Origin of the sequence: Xanthomonas euroxanthea, assembly GCF_900476395.1 — a bacterium.
Lineage (GTDB): Bacteria > Pseudomonadota > Gammaproteobacteria > Xanthomonadales > Xanthomonadaceae > Xanthomonas > Xanthomonas euroxanthea.
The window spans coordinates 706,111-724,848 of the sequence record NZ_UIHB01000002.1 but is presented as its reverse complement, the minus strand read 5'-3'; the positions used below and the strand labels follow the sequence as shown (position 1 = coordinate 724,848).

Sequence of the window (18,738 nt, the reverse complement as noted above, 5' to 3'; positions counted from 1 at the left end):
GGAAGGTGCCCGACAGGGCGGATGGGGGCATGCGGCAGGTCGCCCTCATCCGGCGCGATGCGCCAGCTTCTCCCGCACGCGGGAGAAGCAAGATGCCGGCTGCCTGCGGAGCGGTCGCCTCAGCGATTCACCTGGGCGTACAGCGTCGAGCTCATCCCGAACAGCTTGATGAAGCCTTCCGCCTCTTCCACGCCCCAGTCGGCCGACTGCGCGTAGGTCGCGCCCTTGGTGTTGAGCAGATGCGGCGAACGCACCGCCACCGCATCGACGCGGCCACCGCGGGTTTCCAGCGTGACCTCGCCGTTGACCTTGGACTGCGACGACTTCAAAAACGCCTCGATGTCGGTCTTGAGCGGATCGTGATAGAAGCCTTCGTACACCAGCTCCACCCACTTGCGCGCCACATCCGGCTTGAAGCGGTTCTGCTGCTTGGTCAGCACCGCATCTTCCAGCGCGCGGTGCGCGGTCAGCAGCGAAATCAGGCCGGGCGCTTCGAAGACGATGCGGCCCTTCAAACCGATCACGGTGTCGCCGGTATACACGCCGCGGCCCACGCCGTAGGGCGCAAACAGCCTGTTGAGCTTGGCCAGGATCTGCTCGCCCGGTAGCGCCTTGCCGTTGAGTTCAACAGCCTCGCCTTCGACGAACGTCAGGGTGACGGTCAGCGCTTCGGCCGGCCACTCGCTGCGCGGCGCGCACCAGCCACGCGCACCTTCACCCGGCGCTTCCCAACGGTCGATCTCGCCGCCGGACATGGTCAGCCCGAGCAGGTTCTCGTTGATGGTGTAGGCCTGCTGCTTGGCGCGCACGCCGAAGCCGCGCTCTTCCAGATACTTCTGCTCGTAGGCGCGGGTCTGGGTGTGCTCCTTCTGGATCTCGCGGATCGGCGCCACGATCTGGTAGTCGCCCAGCGCCTTGACCGCCAGATCGAAGCGCACCTGGTCGTTGCCCATGCCGGTGCAGCCGTGGGCGATGCTGCGCGTGCCCAGTTCCCCGGCGCGCTTGAGCGCGGCATCGACGATCAGGTAACGGTCGGACACCAGCAACGGGTACTGGCCCTGGTAGCCCTCGCCGGCCCACACGAACGGCTTGACGAAGCCCTGCCAGATGGCCGGACCGCCATCGACGGTGACATGGCTGGCCGCGCCCAGCTCGGCGGCGCGCTTCTCGATGAAGTCGCGTTCCTCCGCATCCACGCCGCCGGTATCGGCGAACACGGTGTGCACCGCATAGCCCTGCGCCTGCAGATACGGAATGCAGAAGCTGGTGTCGAGGCCGCCGGAGAAGGCGAGAACGATATCTTTGCTGCTCATGACGAAGATCCTGGGGGGAAGGTAGAAAAGGGAACCTACTCGACAACCACGACGCGCGGCTCGCAGCGCACCGGGAAGTTGACCGAACGGGCGATGAAACAGGCCGCGTGCGCGGCATGGTGCAGCGCCTGCGCGGCCGCCGGATCACCGGCGGAAATCGTGACGACCGGATGCAGCACCACCTCGCGGAACTGGCCGCCGCCGGCGTCGGTCAGCATCGTGCCGCCGGCCTCGTCGACGTAGCCGCGCACCACCACGCCGGACTCGGCGGCCAGATGCAGGTACCAGAGCATGTGGCAGGCCGACAGCGAGGCCACGAGCAGATCCTCGGGGTTGTGCCGCGAGGCGTCGCCGCGGAACGCCGAGTCGGCCGAACCGGCCAGCGTCGGCTTGCCGGCGATGGCGATCTCGTGCTCGCGGCCATAGCCGCGGTAGCTCCCAGTGCCCTCGCCGCGATCGCCGGTCCAGGTGACCTGCGCGGTGTAGTGATGGGTGTGGCCGCTCATGCCCGGCCTTGGCCGACCAGCGCTGCCATGATCGCCTTCTGCACATGCAGGCGGTTCTCGGCCTCGTCGATGGCGATACAGTTGGGCGAATCCATCACCGCGTCGGTGGCCTTGACGTTGCGACGCAGCGGCAGGCAGTGCGAGAACACGCCGTTGTTGGTCAGCGCCATCTTGCGTTCGTCGACGATGAAGTGCTGGTACCGGTCGCGGATCGGCTTTTCCGGCTCCCAGTTGCCGAAGAACGGCAGTGCGCCCCAGCTCTTGGCATACACCACGTCGGCACCGGCATAGGCGCTGTCGATGTCGTGGCTGACCTGTAGCGAGCCGCCGCTTTCGGCAACGTTCTGCGCTGCCCAGTCCATGTAGCGCTCGTCCAGGATGTAGTCCGGCGTCGGGCACAGCAGGGTCACGTCCATGCCCATGCGGGTGGCGATGGTCAGTGCGGAATTGGCCACTGCGGTGTTCAACGGCTTGGGGTGATAGGTCCAGGTCAGCACGTACTTCTTGCCGCGCAGATCCTGGGTGCCGAAGTGTTCCTGCAAGGCCAGCGCGTGCGCCAGCTCCTGGCACGGGTGGGTGATCGTCTCCATGTTGATCACCGGCACCGGCGAGTACTTGGCGAAGCTCCTGAGCACCTGGTCCTCGCGGTCCTTGGACCAGTCGACGAACTTCGGGAACGCGCGCACGCCGATCAGGTCGACATAGCGGCCCAGCACGCGCGCCACTTCGGCGATGTGCTCCTCGGTGTCGCCATCCATCACCGTGCCCAGATTGAACTCGATCGGCCAGGCATCCTTGCCCGGCTGCAGCACCACTGCATGCCCGCCCAGCTGGAACGCGCCCAGCTCGAAGCTGGTCCGCGTGCGCATGGACGGGTTGAAGAACACCAGCGCGATCGACTTGCCCTTCAGCTCGCTTCCCAGCTTGTTGCGTTTGAACAACGCAGCCTGGGTCAACAGCGCGTCCAGTTCGGCGCGGCTCCAGTCCTGGGTGTTCAAGAAGTGCTTCAGTGACATCGATCGGTCCTTGTGCTGCGTGCTTCTGCTGCGTGGTCCGCCAGGAGCGACGGGGTGCGCGACATGCGCGTTTCTTGCGGTTGAAACTTTTGTGACGTCAAAACGAAAAAACCCAGCCTCAGGGCTGGGTTTTCAACAGCGGAACAGCCAAACGCTCCGGTTACCCAGCGAAAATGTGGGATTCCGGTCGGCGGGCACGCGAGGTCATGCCGGAGGCCATCCGGGCGGCGCTGGTGTCGTGCTGAAAGGCGTTTGCGTGCATAGGGCGCGAATCCTCGCATGCATGCGGGTACGGCGCAACCGCTGCGCAGCTCAACGCGGCGGCGCGACGATGGCGTCGGGGATGTAGGGGGTAACCGACACACGGATGCGCAGCCGGTTGCCCGGGTCTTCCGGCAGCCGCGAGCGGTACTTGGTGCCCTTGTAGACGTAGTCCACGTCGAAGGCGATCGGCCGCCGGAACTCGCGCGGCACTTCCACCACCCGGCAGTTGCGCCGCGTGCTGGTCGGTGGCACTGCCATCGGCACGGCGGCCGGCTCGGGGCGCCGCGAGAACATCTCCTTGACCGAATCCACCATCCGGTTGATGCGGCCTTCGTCCTCGGCCGGCACCACCGGCGCGACCGGCTCGGCCTCGCACTGCTCCTCGATGCGGGTGGCGCGCAAGGTCTGGTAGACCGGCTCGACATTGAGCACCTGCGCGTAATCCAGCTTCACGTTCTCGATCACCACCACCCTGTTCTTGGGATCGGTCTCTGCCGCATGCGCTGACGGTGCCTGCCCGGCGAACACACACAGCAGCAGGAAGAACGGGGAAGGTCGCATCAGTACCAGGGGGGCGGAGCGAAGCAATACGTAAGTGTATGGAGCTTGCGATCCCTTGGGCTGAACGCAGCCCATCCGGTCACCGGCATCATGGGAGGCAGACGGCTGGTTCGCCATCCCGCCGCGACCGGCTAGAATCGCCCGGTTATCCTTTTCCAGATGCCGATGAGCCTGCGCCTGCACAACAACCTGACGCGGCGGGTCGAGCCGTTCGCACCGCTCGATCCGTCCAGCCCCACCCTGTATGTGTGCGGCCCCACCGTCTACAACTACGCGCATATCGGCAACGCCCGCGGCCCGGTCGTGTTCGATGTGCTGGCCGCACTGCTGCGGCGGCGCTTCGGGGCGCTGCGCTACGCGCGCAACATCACCGACGTGGACGACAAGATCAATGCCGCCGCGCAGGCGCAGGGCGTGCCGATCTCGACCATCACCGACCGCTTCGCGGCGATCTATCGCCAGGATATGGCCGCGCTCGGCGTGCTGCCGCCGGACATCGAACCGGAAGCCACCGCGCATATCCCGCAGATCGTGGCGATGATCGAGCAGCTGATCACCAATGGGCATGCCTATGCCGCCGAGGGCCATGTGCTGTTCGCGGTGGCCAGCTTCGCGCACTACGGCAAGCTCTCGCGCCGCGATCCGGACGAGATGCTGGCTGGCGCGCGCGTGGACGTGGCGCCGTACAAGCGCGACCCGGGCGACTTCGTGCTGTGGAAGCCGTCCAGCGACGAGCTGCCCGGCTGGGACTCGCCCTGGGGCCGCGGCCGCCCGGGCTGGCATATCGAATGCTCGGCGATGGCCGCCGCGCACCTGGGCCCGACCATCGACATCCATGCCGGTGGCGTGGACCTGCAGTTCCCGCATCACGAGAACGAGATTGCGCAGAGCGAATGCGCACATGGCGGCGCCACCTTCGCCCGCTTCTGGCTGCACAACGGCATGCTCAATTTCAGCGGCGCCAAGATGAGCAAGTCGCTGGGCAACATCGAGACCGTGCACGACCTGATCGCCAGGCACCCGCCCGAGGCGCTGCGCTACGCGCTGCTGAGCGCGCATTACCGGCAGCCGCTGGACTGGTCCGATGGTTTGATCGAACAGGCCAAGAACACGCTGGATCGGCTGTACGGCACCGTGCGCGACCTGGCCGCGGCCGAGCACGCCGCAGGGATCGCCCCCGCGCCGCCGGCCGCGATTCCCGACGAGGTGGAGGCCGCGCTCGACGACGACCTCAATACGCCGCTTGCGCTGTCGGTCATCGCCAGCATCGCCTCCGAGGCCCGCGCGCTGCGCACCCAACTTGCGCATGGCGGCGACGCACCGGCAGGTGTTGCCGCGCTGTCCGGGCTGAAGTCGCGGCTGCTCGGCGCAGGCCTGGCACTGGGCTTGCTGCAGCAGGATCCGGCCGCCTGGTTCTCGCGCGGCACCGGCGCCGGCGACGATGCGCGCATCACTGCGCTGGTCGAAGCACGCAATGCCGCGAAGAAGGCCAGGGATTTTGCCCGCGCCGATGCCATCCGTACGCAGCTGGCCGACGAAGGCATCGTGCTGGAAGACACCCCGCAAGGCGTGCGTTGGAAGCGCGCATGACCCTCTTTCCTTCTCCCGTCGGGAGAAGGTGCCCCGCCGGGGCGGATGAGGCTGCGAGCGAAGCCACATGCACCTTCCTTGAGGTAAGAGCGACGCCACCCGCATCGAATTCCAGCGAGGCGTCACCCCTACCCTCACCCCCAACCCCCGCTCCGCGCCCCGGCCCGCGCTGGCGGCGCGGGCGCTCCAAGGCACGCGCGCCCATGGCGCGCAAACCGCGCCTTCTCGCCCCGGCGGGAGAGGGGCACCCTTGCGGTGTCGCCGGGCAGCGCGCTCACCGACCGACTCTGGATTTTTGATGACCACCACCTCCTTTCCGCTCGAACCCACCGCCGTCGACGCACAGGCCGCCATCGCCGAGGAGTTCTCCTTCTTCGGCGACTGGTCCGAGCGCTACCAGTACCTGATCGACCTGGGCCGCAAGCTGCCCAGCTTCCCCGAACAGTGGAAGACCGAAGAACACCGCCTGCATGGCTGCCAGTCGATGGTGTGGATCGTGCCGGAGGGCAATGCCGAGCGGCTGGACTTCCACGCCGTCAGCGACTCAGCGATCGTGTCCGGGCTGATCTATCTGGCCTTGCGCGTGTACTCCGGGCGTAGCGCGCAGGAGATCCTGGCCACCGAGCCGGACTACATCGCCGGAATCGGGCTGGCCAAGCATCTGTCGCCGACCCGCAGCAACGGCGTGGCGGCCATGCTGGCCTTCATCCGCGACACCGCCCGCGCGCAGCAGTGAGTACGCCGACGCCCTCGCCCGCCGCCTCGCTGCGTACGCTGCTCGCCCACCCCGGCTTCGGCCTGGTGCTGCTGTATCGCGTGGCGGCGATGCTGTCGTACCAGATCGTTGCGGTCACGGTCGGCTGGCATATCTACGAGATCACCCGCAATCCGCTCTCGCTCGGCTTGATCGGCCTGGCGGAGATCCTGCCGTTCTTCTGCATCGCGCCGTTTGCCGGCTATCTGGTCGATCACCTGCCGCGCCGCCGCCTGGGCACGATCGCGGTGCTGGGCCTGGTCGCCACCGCGCTGCTGTTGCTGGCCATCACCCATGGCTGGCTGCCGGTGCAAGGCGTGTGGCCGATCTATGCAGCCATCGCGCTGACCGGTGCGGCACGCTCGTTCCTGTCGCCGGTCTATAACGCGCTGTTCGCACGTGCGCTGCCGCGCGAGGCCTTCGCCCGTGGCGCCAGCATCGGCAGCGTCACCTTCCAGGCCGGCATGGTGATCGGCCCGGCGCTGGGCGGCGTGCTGGTCGGCTGGGGCGGCAAGGGGCTGGCCTATGGCGTGGCCGCCAGCGTGGCGTTGGTGGCGATCCTGGCACTGGCGCTGTTACGGGTCAGCGAGCCGGTCAACACAGGCCCGCGCGCGCCGATCTTCCGCAGCATCGCCGAAGGGGCGCAGTTCGTGCTGTCCAACCAGATCATGCTGGGCGCGATGGCGCTGGACATGTTCTCGGTGCTGCTGGGCGGCGCGGTGTCGATGCTGCCGGCCTTCATCCACGACATCCTGCATTACGGCCCGGAAGGCCTGGGCATCCTGCGCGGTGCCCCGGCGCTGGGGTCGATCGTGGTCGGGGTGTGGCTGGCCCGGCACCCGCTGCAACGCAATGCCGGGCGCATCCTGATGCTGTCGGTGGCCGGCTTCGGGCTGTGCACGATCGCATTCGGCCTGTCGCGGCACTTCTGGCTGTCGGCGGCGATTCTGCTGGTGTACGGCATGTGCGACGGCGTGTCGGTGGTGGTGCGCCAGACCATCCTGCAGCTGGCCACGCCCGATGCGATGCGCGGCCGGGTGTCGTCGATCAACGGCATCTTCATCGGCTCGTCCAACGAGCTGGGCGCGTTCTACGACGGGGTGATGGCGCGCCTGGTCGGCCTGGTACCGGCGGTGGTGATCGGCGGCTGCGTGACCCTGGGCGTGGTCGCCACCACCGCGTGGAAGGCGCCCAAGCTGCGCACGCTGGATCTGCGCGACCTGCAGTGAGCCCTGCAACGATGCGGTGCCGGTTGCACCAATGCAGCCGGCACTGTTTCGCTGCGTATGCCGGGCCGGGCACGGCACGCCCGTACATCTGGCCCACATCAGGCAAGCGACCCCCACCAGGCCGCCTGCCCTGCGTCAGGCATGTCGATGCATCGAACGCCATTGCGTGTGCGCGATGCGCACAAAAAACCCCGCACATGGCGGGGTTTTTTAGTCGACGGACAAGGCCTGGACCCTGTCGAACGATCAGTCGCCCTGCTGCTTCTGCAGGTGCTCCCAACGCTCCTGGGCGTCGATGGTGCGCTCGGCGGTCAGACGCGCTTCCAGGCGGTCGATGCCGATCTCTTCGCCGGTGTCCACGCAATAGCCGTAATCGCCGTCTTCCAGGCGCTTGAGCGTGCTGTCGATCTTGCCGATCAGCTTGCGGTGACGGTCGCGGGTACGCAGCTCCAGCGAGTTCTCGGTCTCGCGCGTGGCACGCTCGGCTTCGTCGCCGATGTCGCGCACTTCTTCGCGCAGGTTTTCGATGGTCTGCTTGGACTCTTCGACCAGGTCGTTGCGCCAGCTCTGCAGCCGCTGACGGAAGTACTCCTGCTGCAGCTTGCTCATGTACTCCTCATCGGCCGCAGGCTTGTAGCCCTGCGGCAGGATCGGACGACCGGTGGCTTCATCGGTCTTGTACTCGACCACCTTGTACTTGGTCTTGGGGGTCGGGCTGGACGGCTTGGAGGTCACGGCCACGGCCACCTTGCCGACCGGACGGGTCGCGGCGGGCTTGGCGGGGGCTTCGGTTTTGGTTGGCGTTTTTGCTGAAGATTTCGAAACGGGCACGGGATTCTTAGGTGACGGGGTCGCAGGCTTTGCCGGCTTCGCAGGGACGGCCTTGGAGACCGGTGCGGGCGCGGGCTTTTCAGCCTTGACCGGGACTGACTTGGCCGGAGCCGACTTGGTAGCCGGCTTCGGTGCGGACTTGGGCGCCACCGGCTTGGCGGCCGGTTTGGCGGCAGCCGGAGCTGCCTTGTTCGCCGCCGGCTTGGCAGCACTCTTGGCGACAGGAGATTTTACAGGTTTGGAGGCCGCGGGTTTGGACGCTGCGCTCTTGGAGACCGGCGCCGGCTTGGCCGTGGTCTTCGTCGCAGCTGCCTTCTTGGCGACAGGCGGCTTGGCGGGCGGTGTCGCCTGCTTGGCGGCCGGTTTTACAGCGGCGGGCGCCGCTGCCTTCTTCGCAACGGGTCTGGCGGACTTCTTGGCGGCCTCTACGGCCTTTTTTGCAGGTTTTTTAGCAGCCACGAAACGCTCATCCTTGGTTCCCCCGGGGCCCGGGAAAGCGGGCCTTTATAGCTTACCCCACGGACCCCCGGCAACCACGTATTAATCCAAGTGGCATATCATTGGCAAGTGATCTCACGCCTGCTCATCGCGCTGCTGCGCTTCTACAAGCGGTTCATCAGCCCCTTGCTGGGGCCGCGCTGCCGTTTTGCGCCCAGTTGTTCGGAGTATGCGATGACCGCGATCGGCCGCTTCGGCCCACTGCGCGGTTGCTGGCTGGCCACGCGCCGGCTCGGCCGCTGCCATCCATTCCATCCGGGCGGGTTCGATCCCGTGCCCGACGCGCCTGCGTCTGCAGCCTCGCCCGTCTCCCCTTCCTGCAGTTGCAAAGGACCTCATCCATGAGCCGAACCCTCATCGTCAACGCCCGCCTGGTCAATGAAGGCAAGGAATTCGACGCCGATCTGCTGATCGACGCCGGCCGCATCGCGAAGATCGCCAGCAAGATCCCCCCGGCCGCCGGCGACACCGTGGTGGACGCCGCCGGACGCTGGGTGCTGCCGGGCATGATCGACGACCAGGTGCACTTCCGCGAGCCGGGCCTGACCCACAAGGGCGACATCGCGACCGAATCCGGCGCCGCGGTGGCCGGTGGCCTGACCAGCTTCATGGACATGCCCAACACCAATCCGCCGACCCTGGACGCGGCCGCACTGCAGGCCAAGTACGACGCTGCAGCCGGGCGCGCCTGGGCCAACTACGGCTTCTACATGGGCGCCAGCAACGACAACCTGGCCGCGATCCAGACCCTGGACCCGAAGACCGCGCCGGGCATCAAGGTGTTCATGGGCGCCTCCACCGGCAACATGCTGGTCGACAACCCCGAGACGCTGGACGCGATCTTCCGCGACGCACCGACGCCGATCATCACCCACTGCGAAGACACCCCGACCATCGATGCGACGCTGGCGCAGTACAAGGAGAAGTACGGCGACGCACTGACCCCGGAGATGCATCCGGACATCCGCTCGCGGCAGGCCTGCCTGAAGTCGTCGCAGCTGGCGGTGGCGCTGGCGCGCAGGCACAACACCCGCCTGCACGTGTTGCATATCTCCACCGCCGACGAGCTGGCGCTGTTCGAGGCCGGCCCGCTGGTCGATGCCGACGGCAAGCTGCGCAAGCGCATCACCGCCGAGACCTGCATCCACTTCCTGCGCTTCGACCGCAGCGATTACGCGCGGCTGGGCAACCTGATCAAGTGCAACCCTGCGATCAAGGACGCCGAGGACCGCGTGGCGTTGATCGAGGCGCTGGCCGAGGACGTCATCGACGTGCTCGCCACCGACCATGCGCCGCACACCTGGGAAGAGAAGCAGAAGCCCTACGCGCAGGCGCCCTCCGGCCTGCCGCTGGTGCAGTACGCGCTGGTCGCCGCGCTGGAGCTGGTGCACGAGGGCAAGCTGCCGATCACCCGCATCGTGCAGAAGTTCGCGCATGCGCCGGCGCAGTTGTTCGATGTGGAAGAACGCGGCTTCCTGCGCGAAGGCTATTTCGCCGACCTGGTGATGATCGACAACACCCCGTTCACCGTGAAGCGCGAGCAGGTGCTGTCAAAGTGCGGTTGGTCGCCGTTCGAAGGCACCACGTTCCGCTCGCGCATCGCCGCGACCTGGGTCAACGGCCAGCAGGTGTGGGATGGCGAACAGTTGCTCGGCAGTGCCGCCGGCCAGCGCCTGACCTTCGACCGCTGATGCGCGCAGCCCTGTTTGGCGCCTGGCTTGCGCTGGCGCCGCTGTCGCTCGCCGTCGGCAGTGCCGTTGCGCAGTCCGCGGCGGCGGCGGACGTGGTGTTTCCGCAAAGCGCGTCGCAGGGCGCGCTGGTGATCGGCAAGGTGCCGGCGGGTAGCCAGGTGCAGTACGCCGGCCGCACGCTGCGCGTCAGCGGCTACGGCAGCGTGGTGTTCGGCATCGGCCGCGATGCCACCGGCCCGTTGCAGGTGCAGATCACCCGCCCCGATGGCAGCACGCAGACCGCCAGCATCGCGGTGACGCCGCGCGACTGGCCGGTGGAACGCGTCAACGGCGTGCCGCCCAAGACCGTCAATCCGCCTGCGGCGATCGCCGAGCGGATCAAGCGCGAGCAGGCGCAGGTCACCGCCGCGCGCGATCGCGACGATGCCCGCCCCGATTTCGCGCAAGCCTTCATCTGGCCGGTGCAGGGCCGCATCAGCGGGCGCTTCGGCAATGCACGCGTCTACAACGGCCAGCCCGGTGCCGGCCATTCGGGCATGGATATCGCCGTGCCCACCGGCACGCCGGTCAAGGCGCCGGCCGCCGGCGTGGTGACCTTCGCCGCGCCGGACCTGTACCTGACCGGCGGCACCGTGCTGCTGGACCATGGCTTCGGGGTGAGTTCGAATTTCCTGCACCTGTCGCGCATCGACGTGAAGGTGGGCGACCGGGTGGAGCAAGGCCAGGTGATTGCCGCGGTCGGTGCCACCGGGCGCGCCACCGGGCCACACCTGCATTGGGGAATGAACTGGTTCGACGTGCGGATCGATCCGTTGCTGGTGCTGGAACGCAATCAATAGTCGGAGCGTCGGGATCCGAACAAGGCCGGCGCGTGGCGGCATGGTCGCTGCGCCCCACCCGCCGTGCTCGTGTTCGCCGCGGACCTTTGGGGTATAACCGGAACGACCGTCGATCGTCGCCCTGCAGCAGCGGGCGGGCGGTCGCTGGCGGTCGGTCCCGCGTTTAGGCGCCGGACCGCTTCATCTCCCCTCCCCCGACCGCAGGAGATGTGCGACATGCGCAACGAGCAGCTCAAACCCACCCTGGGCACCTGGCAACTATGGGGGATCGCCGTGGGTCTGGTGATTTCCGGCGAATATTTCGGCTGGAGCTACGGCTGGGGCACCGCCGGCACGCTGGGCTTTCTGGTGACCACGCTGCTGGTCGCGGTGATGTATACCTGCTTCATCTTCAGCTTCACCGAGCTGACCACCGCCATTCCCAATGCGGGCGGGCCGTTCGCCTATAGCCTGCGCGCGTTCGGCACCTATGGCGGCATGCTGGCGGGCCTGGCCACGCTGATCGAGTTCGTGTTCGCGCCGCCGGCCATTGCGATGGCCATCGGCGCCTATCTCAATGTGCAATTCCCGACCCTGGACCCGCGCATCGCCGCGATCGGTGCGTATGCGATCTTCATGGGCTTGAACATCGTCGGTGTGGCGATCGCCGCCACCTTCGAACTGATCGTGACCTTGCTGGCGGTGATCGAGCTGCTGGTGTTCATGGGCGTGGTGGCGCCGGGGTTCAGCGTTGCGCGCTTTGCCGCCAACGGCTGGGCCGGCAGCAACACGTTCGGCCCGGCGGCGATCTCCGGCATCTTCGCCGCGATCCCGTTCGCGATCTGGTTCTTTCTGGCGATCGAGGGCGCGGCGATGGCGGCCGAAGAAGCGAAGGAGCCGAAGCGTACGATTCCGCGTGCCTACATCGCCGGCATCCTCACCCTGGTGGTGCTGGCATTGGGCGTGATGGTGTTCGCGGGCGGGGTCGGCGACTGGCGTCAGCTCTCCAACATCAACGACCCGTTGCCGCAGGCGATGAAGGCGGTGGTGGGCAACAGTTCGACCTGGCTGCATATGCTGGTGTGGATCGGCCTGTTCGGCCTGGTGGCCAGCTTCCACGGCATCATCCTGGGCTATTCGCGCCAGTTCTTCGCGTTGGCGCGTGCCGGTTTCCTGCCACACGGCCTGGCCAGGCTGTCGCGCTTTCGCACGCCGCATCGGGCGATCCTTGCCGGCGGCGCGATCGGCATCGCGGCGATCTGCAGCGACAGCGTGGTCAAGATCCAGGGCATGTCGCTGACCGCGGCGATGATCACCATGTCGGTGTTCGGCGCGATCGTGATGTATGTGATGAGCATGCTCAGCCTGTTCAAGCTGCGCCGCGCCGAACCCGGGTTGGAGCGCAGCTTTCGCGCGCCGGGCTATCCGGTGGTGCCGGCCATCGCGCTGCTGCTGGCGCTGGTGTGCCTGGTGGCGATGGTCTGGTTCAACCCGATCGTGGCGCTGATCTTCGTGGGCCTGCTGCTGTTCGGCGGGCTGTGCTGCGTGCTGAGCCTGCGCGGCCAGGCCACGCCGGCGGCCAGTGCCAGATGAGCGGGTTCGCGTTCAGCGCAGGCGGCGAGCGCTTCCGGTTTGCCGATCTCAAGACCCTGCTGGCCAAGGCCACGCCGCCGCGCTCGGGCGACCAACTGGCCGGGCTCGCGGCCGATTCCGGGCTGCAGCGGGTGGCGGCGCAGATGGCGCTGGCCGATCTGCCGCTGCGGCACTTCCTCGAGGAAGCGGTGGTGCCGTATGAAGCGGACGAGGTCACCCGCCTGATCGTCGACCAGCACGATGCGGCCGCGTTTGCCGCGGTGGCGCACCTCACCGTCGGCGGCTTTCGCGATTGGCTGTTGAGTGCGCAGGCCGACGAAGCGGCGCTGACCGCACTGGCACCCGGGCTGACGCCGGAGATGGTGGCAGCGGTCTCGAAGTTGATGCGCGTGCAGGACCTGGTCCTGGTCGCGCAGAAGACCCGCGTGGTCACGCGCTTTCGCAATACGCTGGGCCTGCGCGGGCGGCTGTCCACACGCCTGCAGCCCAACCACCCCACCGACGATGCCACCGGCATCGCCGCCAGCGTGCTCGACGGCCTGTTGTACGGCAACGGCGATGCGGTGATCGGCATCAATCCTGCCAGCGACAGCCTGGCCGCCACCACCGCGTTGCTGCGCATGCTCGATGCGGTGATCAGCGGTTACCAGATCCCGACCCAATCCTGCGTGCTGGCGCATATCACCACCACCATCGAGGCGATCAACCGCGGCGTGCCGGTGGACCTGGTGTTCCAGTCCATCGCCGGCACCGAGGCGGCCAATGCCAGCTTCGGCATCAATCTGGCGCTGTTGCAGGAAGGCCATGACGCCGGGGTGGCGTTGCGGCGCGGCAGCGTCGGCGACAACGTGATGTATTTCGAGACCGGCCAGGGCAGCGCGTTGTCGGCCAACGCGCATCATGGCGTCGATCAGCAGACCTGCGAGGTGCGCGCCTATGCGGTGGCACGGCAGTTCAAGCCGCTGCTGGTGAACACCGTGGTCGGCTTCATCGGCCCGGAGTATCTCTACGACGGCAAGCAGATCATCCGTGCCGGGCTGGAGGATCACTTCTGCGGCAAGCTGCTCGGCGTGCCGATGGGCTGCGACATCTGCTACACCAATCATGCCGAAGCCGATCAGGACGACATGGACGTGCTGCTGACCCTGCTCGGCACCGCCGGCATCAATTTCATCATGGGCATTCCCGGCTCGGACGATGTGATGCTCAACTACCAGACCACCTCGTTCCACGATGCGCTGTATGCGCGCCAGGCGCTCGGCCTGCGCGCCGCGCCCGAGTTCGAACACTGGCTGGAACAGCAAGGCATCCTGCGGCTGCGCGATGGCCGCTTCGAACTCGGCAGCGAACTTCCCGCACCGTTCCGGCGTGCGCTGGAGCAGTTGCACACCGGCGGCGCGCAATGAACGATCCGACCACCCCACCACGCGACGCCTGGGCACACCTGCGTCGGCTCACACCGGCGCGCATCGCGCTGGGACGCGTCGGCACCAGCCTGCCGACCGCCGCGCACCTGGATTTCCAGCTGGCGCATGCGCAGGCACGCGATGCGGTGCATCTGGCGTTCGATCCACAGCCGCTGCAAACAGCGCTGAAACAGCGTGGGCGCGACAGCATTCTGCTGCACAGCGCGGCAGTGGATCGGCATGCCTACCTGCAACGTCCGGATCTGGGCCGGCGCCTGGGCGAGGAGGCGGCCGCGCATCTGCGTGGCCTGACCGCCGTACATGGCGGCGGGCACGATGTGGCTGTCGTGGTCGCCGACGGACTCTCTGCATTGGCCGTGCATCGGCATGCAGCGCAGATGGTGGAACATATCGACGCCCTGGCCGCGCACGAAGGCTGGTCGCTGGCGCCGGTGGTCTTGGTCGCGCAAGGCCGCGTCGCCATCGGCGACGAGGTCGGCGAACTGCTCAAGGCCCGCCTGGTGATCGTGTTGATCGGCGAACGGCCAGGCCTGAGCTCGCCCGACAGCCTGGGCCTGTATCTGACCTACACCCCGCGGGTAGGCCTGACCGACGCGGCGCGCAACTGCATCTCCAACATCCGCACCGAAGGACTGAGCTACGCCGACGCCACCCACAAGCTCGGGTATCTGCTGCGCGAATCGTTCCGACGCAAGCTGTCCGGCGTGCAACTCAAGGACGAGGCCGAGCAACCGGCGCTGCCGTCGGCCGGCCTGCCCGACGCCGCACCACGGACGTTTCTACTTCCCGATGGTTTGCCGCAGGATGTCGAACGTAGTCGACGTTAGCCGATCTACTTGAGTGCGCCATCCTGCGGATCGCTGGCCGCGTAGGTGCTGGTCGGCAATTCATTGTCGTGTGGGTGACGCAAGGCATTGCGTACCTCATCCGGCAGTTGCTCGACATCCAGCATCACCTTGCCGGAATGCACATCGCGCACCACCGTCGCCGGCAGCACGAAGTCGCCGCCGTTTTCGATATTGACGACGAGCTCGGCGCCATCCTTGCGGATCTCGCGGATTGCACCGACACCGACTTCGCCGTCGCGCAAAAACACCATCTGGCCAATTTCGATCTGTTGCATCTTGCTTCTCCTGTGGAAGGCGCACGGCACATGGCGCCGGCGTTCCTGCATGCAATCAGCCGCCAGTGCCGACCCAGCCTCACAACCGGGCCGGAACCTGCGCAAGCGACAGCACGTGAATGAAGACGATGCAGACGCCATCGCGAAGATCGCGCCTGCATCGTTCAGGCCTTAGCGCAGCGGAACGTCCGCCACCTTGTCCTGGTAATCCTTCTTCGGGTCGACGCCGAACAGCACCTTGATGCCAGCCAGCAGACTGGAACCGTTGAGCCAGATCTGCGCGTGATCGGTATCCAGGCGCAGCAGCGCCAGCTTGGGATCGTCCTTGCCGCCTTCATACCAGGCCGCGACATGCGGGTTCCACAGACGTTCGACCACGGCCGGATCGGTGTCCTCGCGCAACGAGCCGCTGATGCTGGCGAACAGGTCGTGCCCCTTGCTGCTGAAGGCACCGATGACGCGGCGGCCCTGCCCCAGCATGGCAATCAGCGCATTGTCCTTGGAGGTGAAGAACCAGATCGGGCCACCGCTATCGCCTTCAATCTGCGCCGTCATCGGGCGTGCATGCCCATCTTCCACGCCATCCAGGCCCAGCATCACGGTGCGATCGGACTTCAGGGCTTTCCAGAATTTTTCCTGCAGCTCTTTGGGATCTGCCATCTCGCTATCTCACATGCGCGTGTCTACGCGGGTGGCTCAGTCTGGAAGTCTCCCTGCCCACGGCATGTGACGATGCGCACTCCCGCCTGCACACCGCAGCAACGCGATCGGCCCCTCTGCAATGGTGCACCTGCATAAATGGCCACCACCCATGCTGCGTGTTTGCGACGCTGTCACCTTGCAGAGCGTGATGCCGGCAAAGCCCTCGAGCATTGCGCCTCGACACCGGGCAGCTGTAGCAACCATGTCAGTAAGCTCGCCTGCCAGGCCGCCCGGCATTGGAGCATGCTCCGCACGCCAACGGTTGGGGATAGCGCGTAGGGACCCGGCGCCTGCTGCCACGACGCTGATTGAGCTTCATCAAGGCAATACACGCGCCGCCCCTTGGTGGTTCCACACCTGTCCGCGACGGCGGATGATCTGAAAGAGCTTTCCAAAACCACGCTCGGGAAAGCGCTCGGCCACTTCGGACAACAACGCAATGCCCTCCACGTCGCGATCGGGACGGCGCCGATCACGCGCTGTCGAGCGAGCCACGCCGACTACTGCACAGGCCCGGCGCTCGCTGCAGCCATGCTGCTCAATGAGCCAGGCAAGAAGCGGGCGCTTATGCGCCGGGTCTACAGCTTTTTTGCAATCAGATCCTTCAACGCATGGTTTTCCACCGCCAACTCGGCATACATCCGCTTGCGCTTGGCGTGCTCGGCTTCAACATCACGCAGCCGCTGCACGTCGGAGGCTTCCGTGCCGCCGTACCTGGACGTCCAGACGTAGTACGTCGCATCGGAAATACCCGGCTCACGGCACACATCCTTGACCTGCTCGCAAGGCAGGAAACATCATGTAGTTCATGAATAAAAAAAACCTCAGTGACGAGCAGGCGACCGCGCTCAGTGAGCAGGCGTGGGCGGCGTTTCGCGAGCAGGATCTGGACACCGCGCTGGAGTCCTTCCAGACCCTTGCCAAGGCGTGCCCCGCCGACCCGCGCTGGATGAACGGCGTTGGCGCGGTGAGCCTGGCGCGTGAAGATCACGCCGACGCTCATCGACACTTCCAGATGGCCGCCGAGCACGATTATCCCGGCGGCCACTACAACCTCGGCATCTTGGCCTATCAGGACGGTGATCACGACGCTGCCCGCCACCACTTTCAAAGGGCCGCCGAGCACGATTATCCGGGCAGCCACTACAACCTCGGCAGCATGGCCTTCCAGGAGGGCGATCACGACGCCGCCCGCCAATACTTCCAGAAGGCCGCCGCGTACGATTGCCCCCGCAGCCACTTCTACCTCGGCAGCATGGCCTATCAGGACGGCGATCACGACGCCGCCGTCGAGCACCTCGACAACGCCGTGCGCCACGATCATGCGGAGGCGCTGAACCTGCTTGGCGACGTCCATCTGCACGCCAAGCGCTACCCGCAGGCCGAGCAGGCCTATCGGCGCGCTGCCGAGCTGGGGAATGTCGACGGCTACAACAACCTCGGCCTGCTGTACCTGCAGCTCGAGGACTACCAGCAGGCCAGGCAGGCGTTGTTGCAGGCGCTGGAATCCGATCACGTCTACGCCCAGCACAATCTGGCGGTGGCCTACCACCGCCTGGGCGAACTCGAGGAGGCCGAGCGCTGGTATCTGATTTCCTTCTCCAAGCACGGCAACCTGCAGTCGCTGGAGAACCTTGGCCACGTGTATGGCGAAAGTGGGCGTGAAGTCGAGGGCCGGGCGCTAGTCGACGCCTCCGACAAGCTCTACGAAAATCAGCCTCTCAACGATTACGAGCAGGCGTTGATCGATCGTTTGCTGATCTGAATCGCGATGACCTTGCGGAGAATCCTCAACGGCTCGTGAGAGAGGCGCTGGGTAATGCAGCCATACAGGGTGATCTGGGCCTGCCGCCCGATCTGCAGATTAGCGGGATTGCCCTGCTGGCCCACGATCTGTCGACACATCCGGCGGCTTACGCGATGCGCCACCGTATCCCGTACACCAGCATCGCCACCCAGCGCACCAAGCTGGCGCCGAAGTTGGCCGTGCATGTGGGCGGCTGCGCCCGCGCCGCCGGCCTGATGTAGGACAGCGCAGATCGGCGGATAGCGCCTCAAGGCCTTTTTTTGTGTCCTTTCCTCGCCGCAAGGACTAATACAAAACATCAATTACAGCGACTTTTGGCGGCCTATCCTCACTATATTTAACAATGACTTTAATGCCTTTCTTTAATTTATGAATGTCATTTGGCCTTACCAACCCTTTCGCAGTATGTAGATTCCGTTCTCCAGCAATATTAAGTGATACCTTGAAATCATAGAAGAATTCATCACCATGCTTGGTATCTGTTGGCGACCAGCTCTTAGGCTCGGTAGTCGTTAGTTCACCATGCCATTCCCCCTTGGTCTTCCAGTTTCTTATATTCACCAACTCGTTTTTATCAGGCTTGAAGATTGAAAACATCACGAACAAACCAATGGCAGTCATTAAAATGCCGACGATAAATGGTGTTTCAGTTAAAAAATGCATTTTCACCTTCATATAAATAAATGTATCGCGCCGACCTGGGCGCGCCTGGCACGAGGGCATCGGCAGCAGCCTGTCCGCCTACGTCAACCGTAGCTCGCCCAATGGCCAGGTCACGGTGCGCAATTACAGCCTGGGCAGCCACATCCGCAAGACCGCACCATGCAATGCATCCACCGTCAGCCGCCCGTACTGCAGCAGCACCTGTGTCAATTCGGCCAACCGTTGCTACGAATACGGCAATAGCGGTGCCGGCAGCGCGGACCGACGGCTGCCACACTAGGTCATCCGCGTCGCCGGATCGCAACGCGTAGACGTTGCCACCCCCGCCTGTCGGCAAGCCGTGTGATGCGGT

The 18,738-nt window shown here is 65.9% G+C and carries 19 protein-coding genes and 2 pseudogenes; 12 read left to right on the top strand and 9 right to left on the bottom strand.

Annotated features, from left to right (window positions below; translation table 11 throughout):
* Nucleotides 1–119: 119 nt before the first annotated feature.
* The 4 genes from CPBF1521_RS10410 to CPBF1521_RS10395 form a co-directional block, all read right to left on the bottom strand.
* Nucleotides 120–1,313 (bottom strand): argininosuccinate synthase, encoded by a 1,194-nt coding sequence (locus CPBF1521_RS10410; protein ID WP_115676906.1) that lies wholly within the window; start codon nucleotides 1,311–1,313, stop codon nucleotides 120–122.
* Between the two features lie 35 nt (nucleotides 1,314–1,348).
* Entirely contained in the window at nucleotides 1,349–1,819 is a 471-nt protein-coding gene (locus CPBF1521_RS10405; protein WP_115676905.1) for an OsmC family protein, read from the bottom strand.
* Nucleotides 1,816–2,835: an N-acetylornithine carbamoyltransferase gene (locus CPBF1521_RS10400; RefSeq protein ID WP_115676904.1), complete on the bottom strand. Its 1,020-nt coding sequence runs from the start codon at nucleotides 2,833–2,835 to the stop codon at nucleotides 1,816–1,818. The genes CPBF1521_RS10405 and CPBF1521_RS10400 overlap by 4 nt, the downstream gene beginning before the upstream one ends.
* Nucleotides 2,836–3,147: 312 nt before the next feature.
* Nucleotides 3,148–3,639, bottom strand: coding sequence for a glycine zipper 2TM domain-containing protein (locus CPBF1521_RS10395; protein ID WP_166767540.1), 492 nt, complete (start codon nucleotides 3,637–3,639; stop codon nucleotides 3,148–3,150).
* A gap of 186 nt (nucleotides 3,640–3,825) precedes the next feature.
* Between CPBF1521_RS10395 and cysS the strand changes: the two genes are divergently transcribed.
* From cysS to CPBF1521_RS10370, 3 genes are all read left to right on the top strand, one after another.
* Nucleotides 3,826–5,250 carry a cysteine--tRNA ligase gene (gene cysS / locus CPBF1521_RS10385; RefSeq protein WP_181901191.1) on the top strand — a complete coding sequence of 475 codons (1,425 nt, stop codon included), beginning with the start codon at nucleotides 3,826–3,828 and terminating at the stop codon, nucleotides 5,248–5,250.
* 298 nt (nucleotides 5,251–5,548) lie between these two features.
* On the top strand, nucleotides 5,549–5,986 hold the full coding sequence (locus CPBF1521_RS10375) for a SufE family protein (protein WP_115676901.1): 438 nt from the start codon (nucleotides 5,549–5,551) through the stop codon (nucleotides 5,984–5,986).
* Complete coding sequence (locus CPBF1521_RS10370) at nucleotides 5,983–7,233, top strand: MFS transporter (protein WP_104586172.1); 1,251 nt, start codon at nucleotides 5,983–5,985, stop codon at nucleotides 7,231–7,233. Before CPBF1521_RS10375 ends, CPBF1521_RS10370 begins: the two co-directional genes overlap by 4 nt.
* Before the next feature lie 246 nt (nucleotides 7,234–7,479).
* Here CPBF1521_RS10370 and dksA read toward each other — a convergent pair whose 3' ends face one another.
* Entirely contained in the window at nucleotides 7,480–8,523 is a 1,044-nt protein-coding gene (dksA, locus tag CPBF1521_RS21780) for an RNA polymerase-binding protein DksA (protein WP_115676900.1), read from the bottom strand.
* A gap of 90 nt (nucleotides 8,524–8,613) precedes the next feature.
* Between dksA and yidD the strand changes: the two genes are divergently transcribed.
* The 6 genes from yidD (at nucleotide 8,614) to eutC (ending at nucleotide 14,918) form a co-directional block, all read left to right on the top strand.
* Nucleotides 8,614–8,907 carry a membrane protein insertion efficiency factor YidD gene (yidD, locus tag CPBF1521_RS10360; RefSeq protein ID WP_104586168.1) on the top strand — a complete coding sequence of 98 codons (294 nt, stop codon included), beginning with the start codon at nucleotides 8,614–8,616 and terminating at the stop codon, nucleotides 8,905–8,907.
* Entirely contained in the window at nucleotides 8,904–10,253 is a 1,350-nt protein-coding gene (locus tag CPBF1521_RS10355; protein ID WP_115676899.1) for a dihydroorotase, read from the top strand. Before yidD ends, CPBF1521_RS10355 begins: the two co-directional genes overlap by 4 nt.
* Nucleotides 10,253–11,092 (top strand): M23 family metallopeptidase, encoded by an 840-nt coding sequence (locus tag CPBF1521_RS10350; RefSeq protein ID WP_164741098.1) that lies wholly within the window; start codon nucleotides 10,253–10,255, stop codon nucleotides 11,090–11,092. Before CPBF1521_RS10355 ends, CPBF1521_RS10350 begins: the two co-directional genes overlap by 1 nt.
* A 207-nt stretch (nucleotides 11,093–11,299) precedes the next feature.
* Nucleotides 11,300–12,664, top strand: coding sequence for an ethanolamine permease (gene eat / locus CPBF1521_RS10345; RefSeq protein ID WP_115676897.1), 1,365 nt, complete (start codon nucleotides 11,300–11,302; stop codon nucleotides 12,662–12,664).
* Entirely contained in the window at nucleotides 12,661–14,070 is a 1,410-nt protein-coding gene (locus tag CPBF1521_RS10340; protein WP_104649022.1) for an ethanolamine ammonia-lyase subunit EutB, read from the top strand. The genes eat and CPBF1521_RS10340 overlap by 4 nt, the downstream gene beginning before the upstream one ends.
* Nucleotides 14,067–14,918, top strand: coding sequence for an ethanolamine ammonia-lyase subunit EutC (eutC, locus tag CPBF1521_RS10335; protein WP_115676896.1), 852 nt, complete (start codon nucleotides 14,067–14,069; stop codon nucleotides 14,916–14,918). Before CPBF1521_RS10340 ends, eutC begins: the two co-directional genes overlap by 4 nt.
* Before the next feature lie 5 nt (nucleotides 14,919–14,923).
* Here the strand turns inward: eutC and CPBF1521_RS10330 are convergent, their stop codons facing one another.
* The 3 genes and pseudogenes from CPBF1521_RS10330 to CPBF1521_RS10320 form a co-directional block, all read right to left on the bottom strand.
* Nucleotides 14,924–15,214, bottom strand: coding sequence for a hypothetical protein (locus CPBF1521_RS10330; protein ID WP_104649024.1), 291 nt, complete (start codon nucleotides 15,212–15,214; stop codon nucleotides 14,924–14,926).
* Nucleotides 15,215–15,385: 171 nt separating this feature from the next.
* Nucleotides 15,386–15,874 carry a pyridoxamine 5'-phosphate oxidase family protein gene (locus CPBF1521_RS10325; protein ID WP_024940409.1) on the bottom strand — a complete coding sequence of 163 codons (489 nt, stop codon included), beginning with the start codon at nucleotides 15,872–15,874 and terminating at the stop codon, nucleotides 15,386–15,388.
* A gap of 271 nt (nucleotides 15,875–16,145) precedes the next feature.
* Nucleotides 16,146–16,695: pseudogene (locus CPBF1521_RS10320) on the bottom strand (transposase); the annotation flags it as partial.
* Nucleotides 16,696–16,724: 29 nt separating this feature from the next.
* Between CPBF1521_RS10320 and CPBF1521_RS10315 the strand changes: the two are divergent.
* On the top strand, nucleotides 16,725–17,681 hold the full coding sequence (locus CPBF1521_RS10315; RefSeq protein ID WP_201798625.1) for a tetratricopeptide repeat protein: 957 nt from the start codon (nucleotides 16,725–16,727) through the stop codon (nucleotides 17,679–17,681).
* 35 nt (nucleotides 17,682–17,716) lie between these two features.
* Nucleotides 17,717–17,944, top strand: a complete 228-nt coding sequence (locus CPBF1521_RS21500) for a hypothetical protein (RefSeq protein WP_115676895.1) — start codon at nucleotides 17,717–17,719, stop codon at nucleotides 17,942–17,944.
* A 64-nt stretch (nucleotides 17,945–18,008) separates the two neighbouring features.
* Here CPBF1521_RS21500 and CPBF1521_RS10310 read toward each other — a convergent pair whose 3' ends face one another.
* Entirely contained in the window at nucleotides 18,009–18,398 is a 390-nt protein-coding gene (locus tag CPBF1521_RS10310) for a hypothetical protein (protein WP_201798624.1), read from the bottom strand.
* 25 nt (nucleotides 18,399–18,423) lie between these two features.
* Between CPBF1521_RS10310 and CPBF1521_RS10305 the strand changes: the two are divergent.
* Nucleotides 18,424–18,666 (top strand): annotated as a pseudogene (locus CPBF1521_RS10305) (putative acyl-CoA thioester hydrolase); the annotation flags it as partial.
* Nucleotides 18,667–18,738 lie beyond the last annotated feature (72 nt).

Excerpts from the sequence above, each read along its gene's own strand:
- CPBF1521_RS10410 (WP_115676906.1), bottom strand. The coding sequence starts at position 1,313 with ATGAGCAGCAAAGATATCGTTCTCGCCTTCTCCGGCGGCCTCGACACC.
- CPBF1521_RS10405 (WP_115676905.1), bottom strand. The coding sequence starts at position 1,819 with ATGAGCGGCCACACCCATCACTACACCGCGCAGGTCACCTGGACCGGC.
- CPBF1521_RS10400 (WP_115676904.1), bottom strand. The coding sequence starts at position 2,835 with ATGTCACTGAAGCACTTCTTGAACACCCAGGACTGGAGCCGCGCCGAA.
- cysS (WP_181901191.1), top strand. The coding sequence starts at position 3,826 with ATGAGCCTGCGCCTGCACAACAACCTGACGCGGCGGGTCGAGCCGTTC.
- CPBF1521_RS10375 (WP_115676901.1), top strand. The coding sequence starts at position 5,549 with ATGACCACCACCTCCTTTCCGCTCGAACCCACCGCCGTCGACGCACAG.
- CPBF1521_RS10355 (WP_115676899.1), top strand. The coding sequence starts at position 8,904 with ATGAGCCGAACCCTCATCGTCAACGCCCGCCTGGTCAATGAAGGCAAG.
- CPBF1521_RS10350 (WP_164741098.1), top strand. The coding sequence starts at position 10,253 with ATGCGCGCAGCCCTGTTTGGCGCCTGGCTTGCGCTGGCGCCGCTGTCG.
- eat (WP_115676897.1), top strand. The coding sequence starts at position 11,300 with ATGTGCGACATGCGCAACGAGCAGCTCAAACCCACCCTGGGCACCTGG.
- CPBF1521_RS10340 (WP_104649022.1), top strand. The coding sequence starts at position 12,661 with ATGAGCGGGTTCGCGTTCAGCGCAGGCGGCGAGCGCTTCCGGTTTGCC.
- eutC (WP_115676896.1), top strand. The coding sequence starts at position 14,067 with ATGAACGATCCGACCACCCCACCACGCGACGCCTGGGCACACCTGCGT.
- CPBF1521_RS10330 (WP_104649024.1), bottom strand. The coding sequence starts at position 15,214 with ATGCAACAGATCGAAATTGGCCAGATGGTGTTTTTGCGCGACGGCGAA.
- CPBF1521_RS10325 (WP_024940409.1), bottom strand. The coding sequence starts at position 15,874 with ATGGCAGATCCCAAAGAGCTGCAGGAAAAATTCTGGAAAGCCCTGAAG.
- CPBF1521_RS10315 (WP_201798625.1), top strand. The coding sequence starts at position 16,725 with ATGAATAAAAAAAACCTCAGTGACGAGCAGGCGACCGCGCTCAGTGAG.
- CPBF1521_RS10310 (WP_201798624.1), bottom strand. The coding sequence starts at position 18,398 with ATGAAGGTGAAAATGCATTTTTTAACTGAAACACCATTTATCGTCGGC.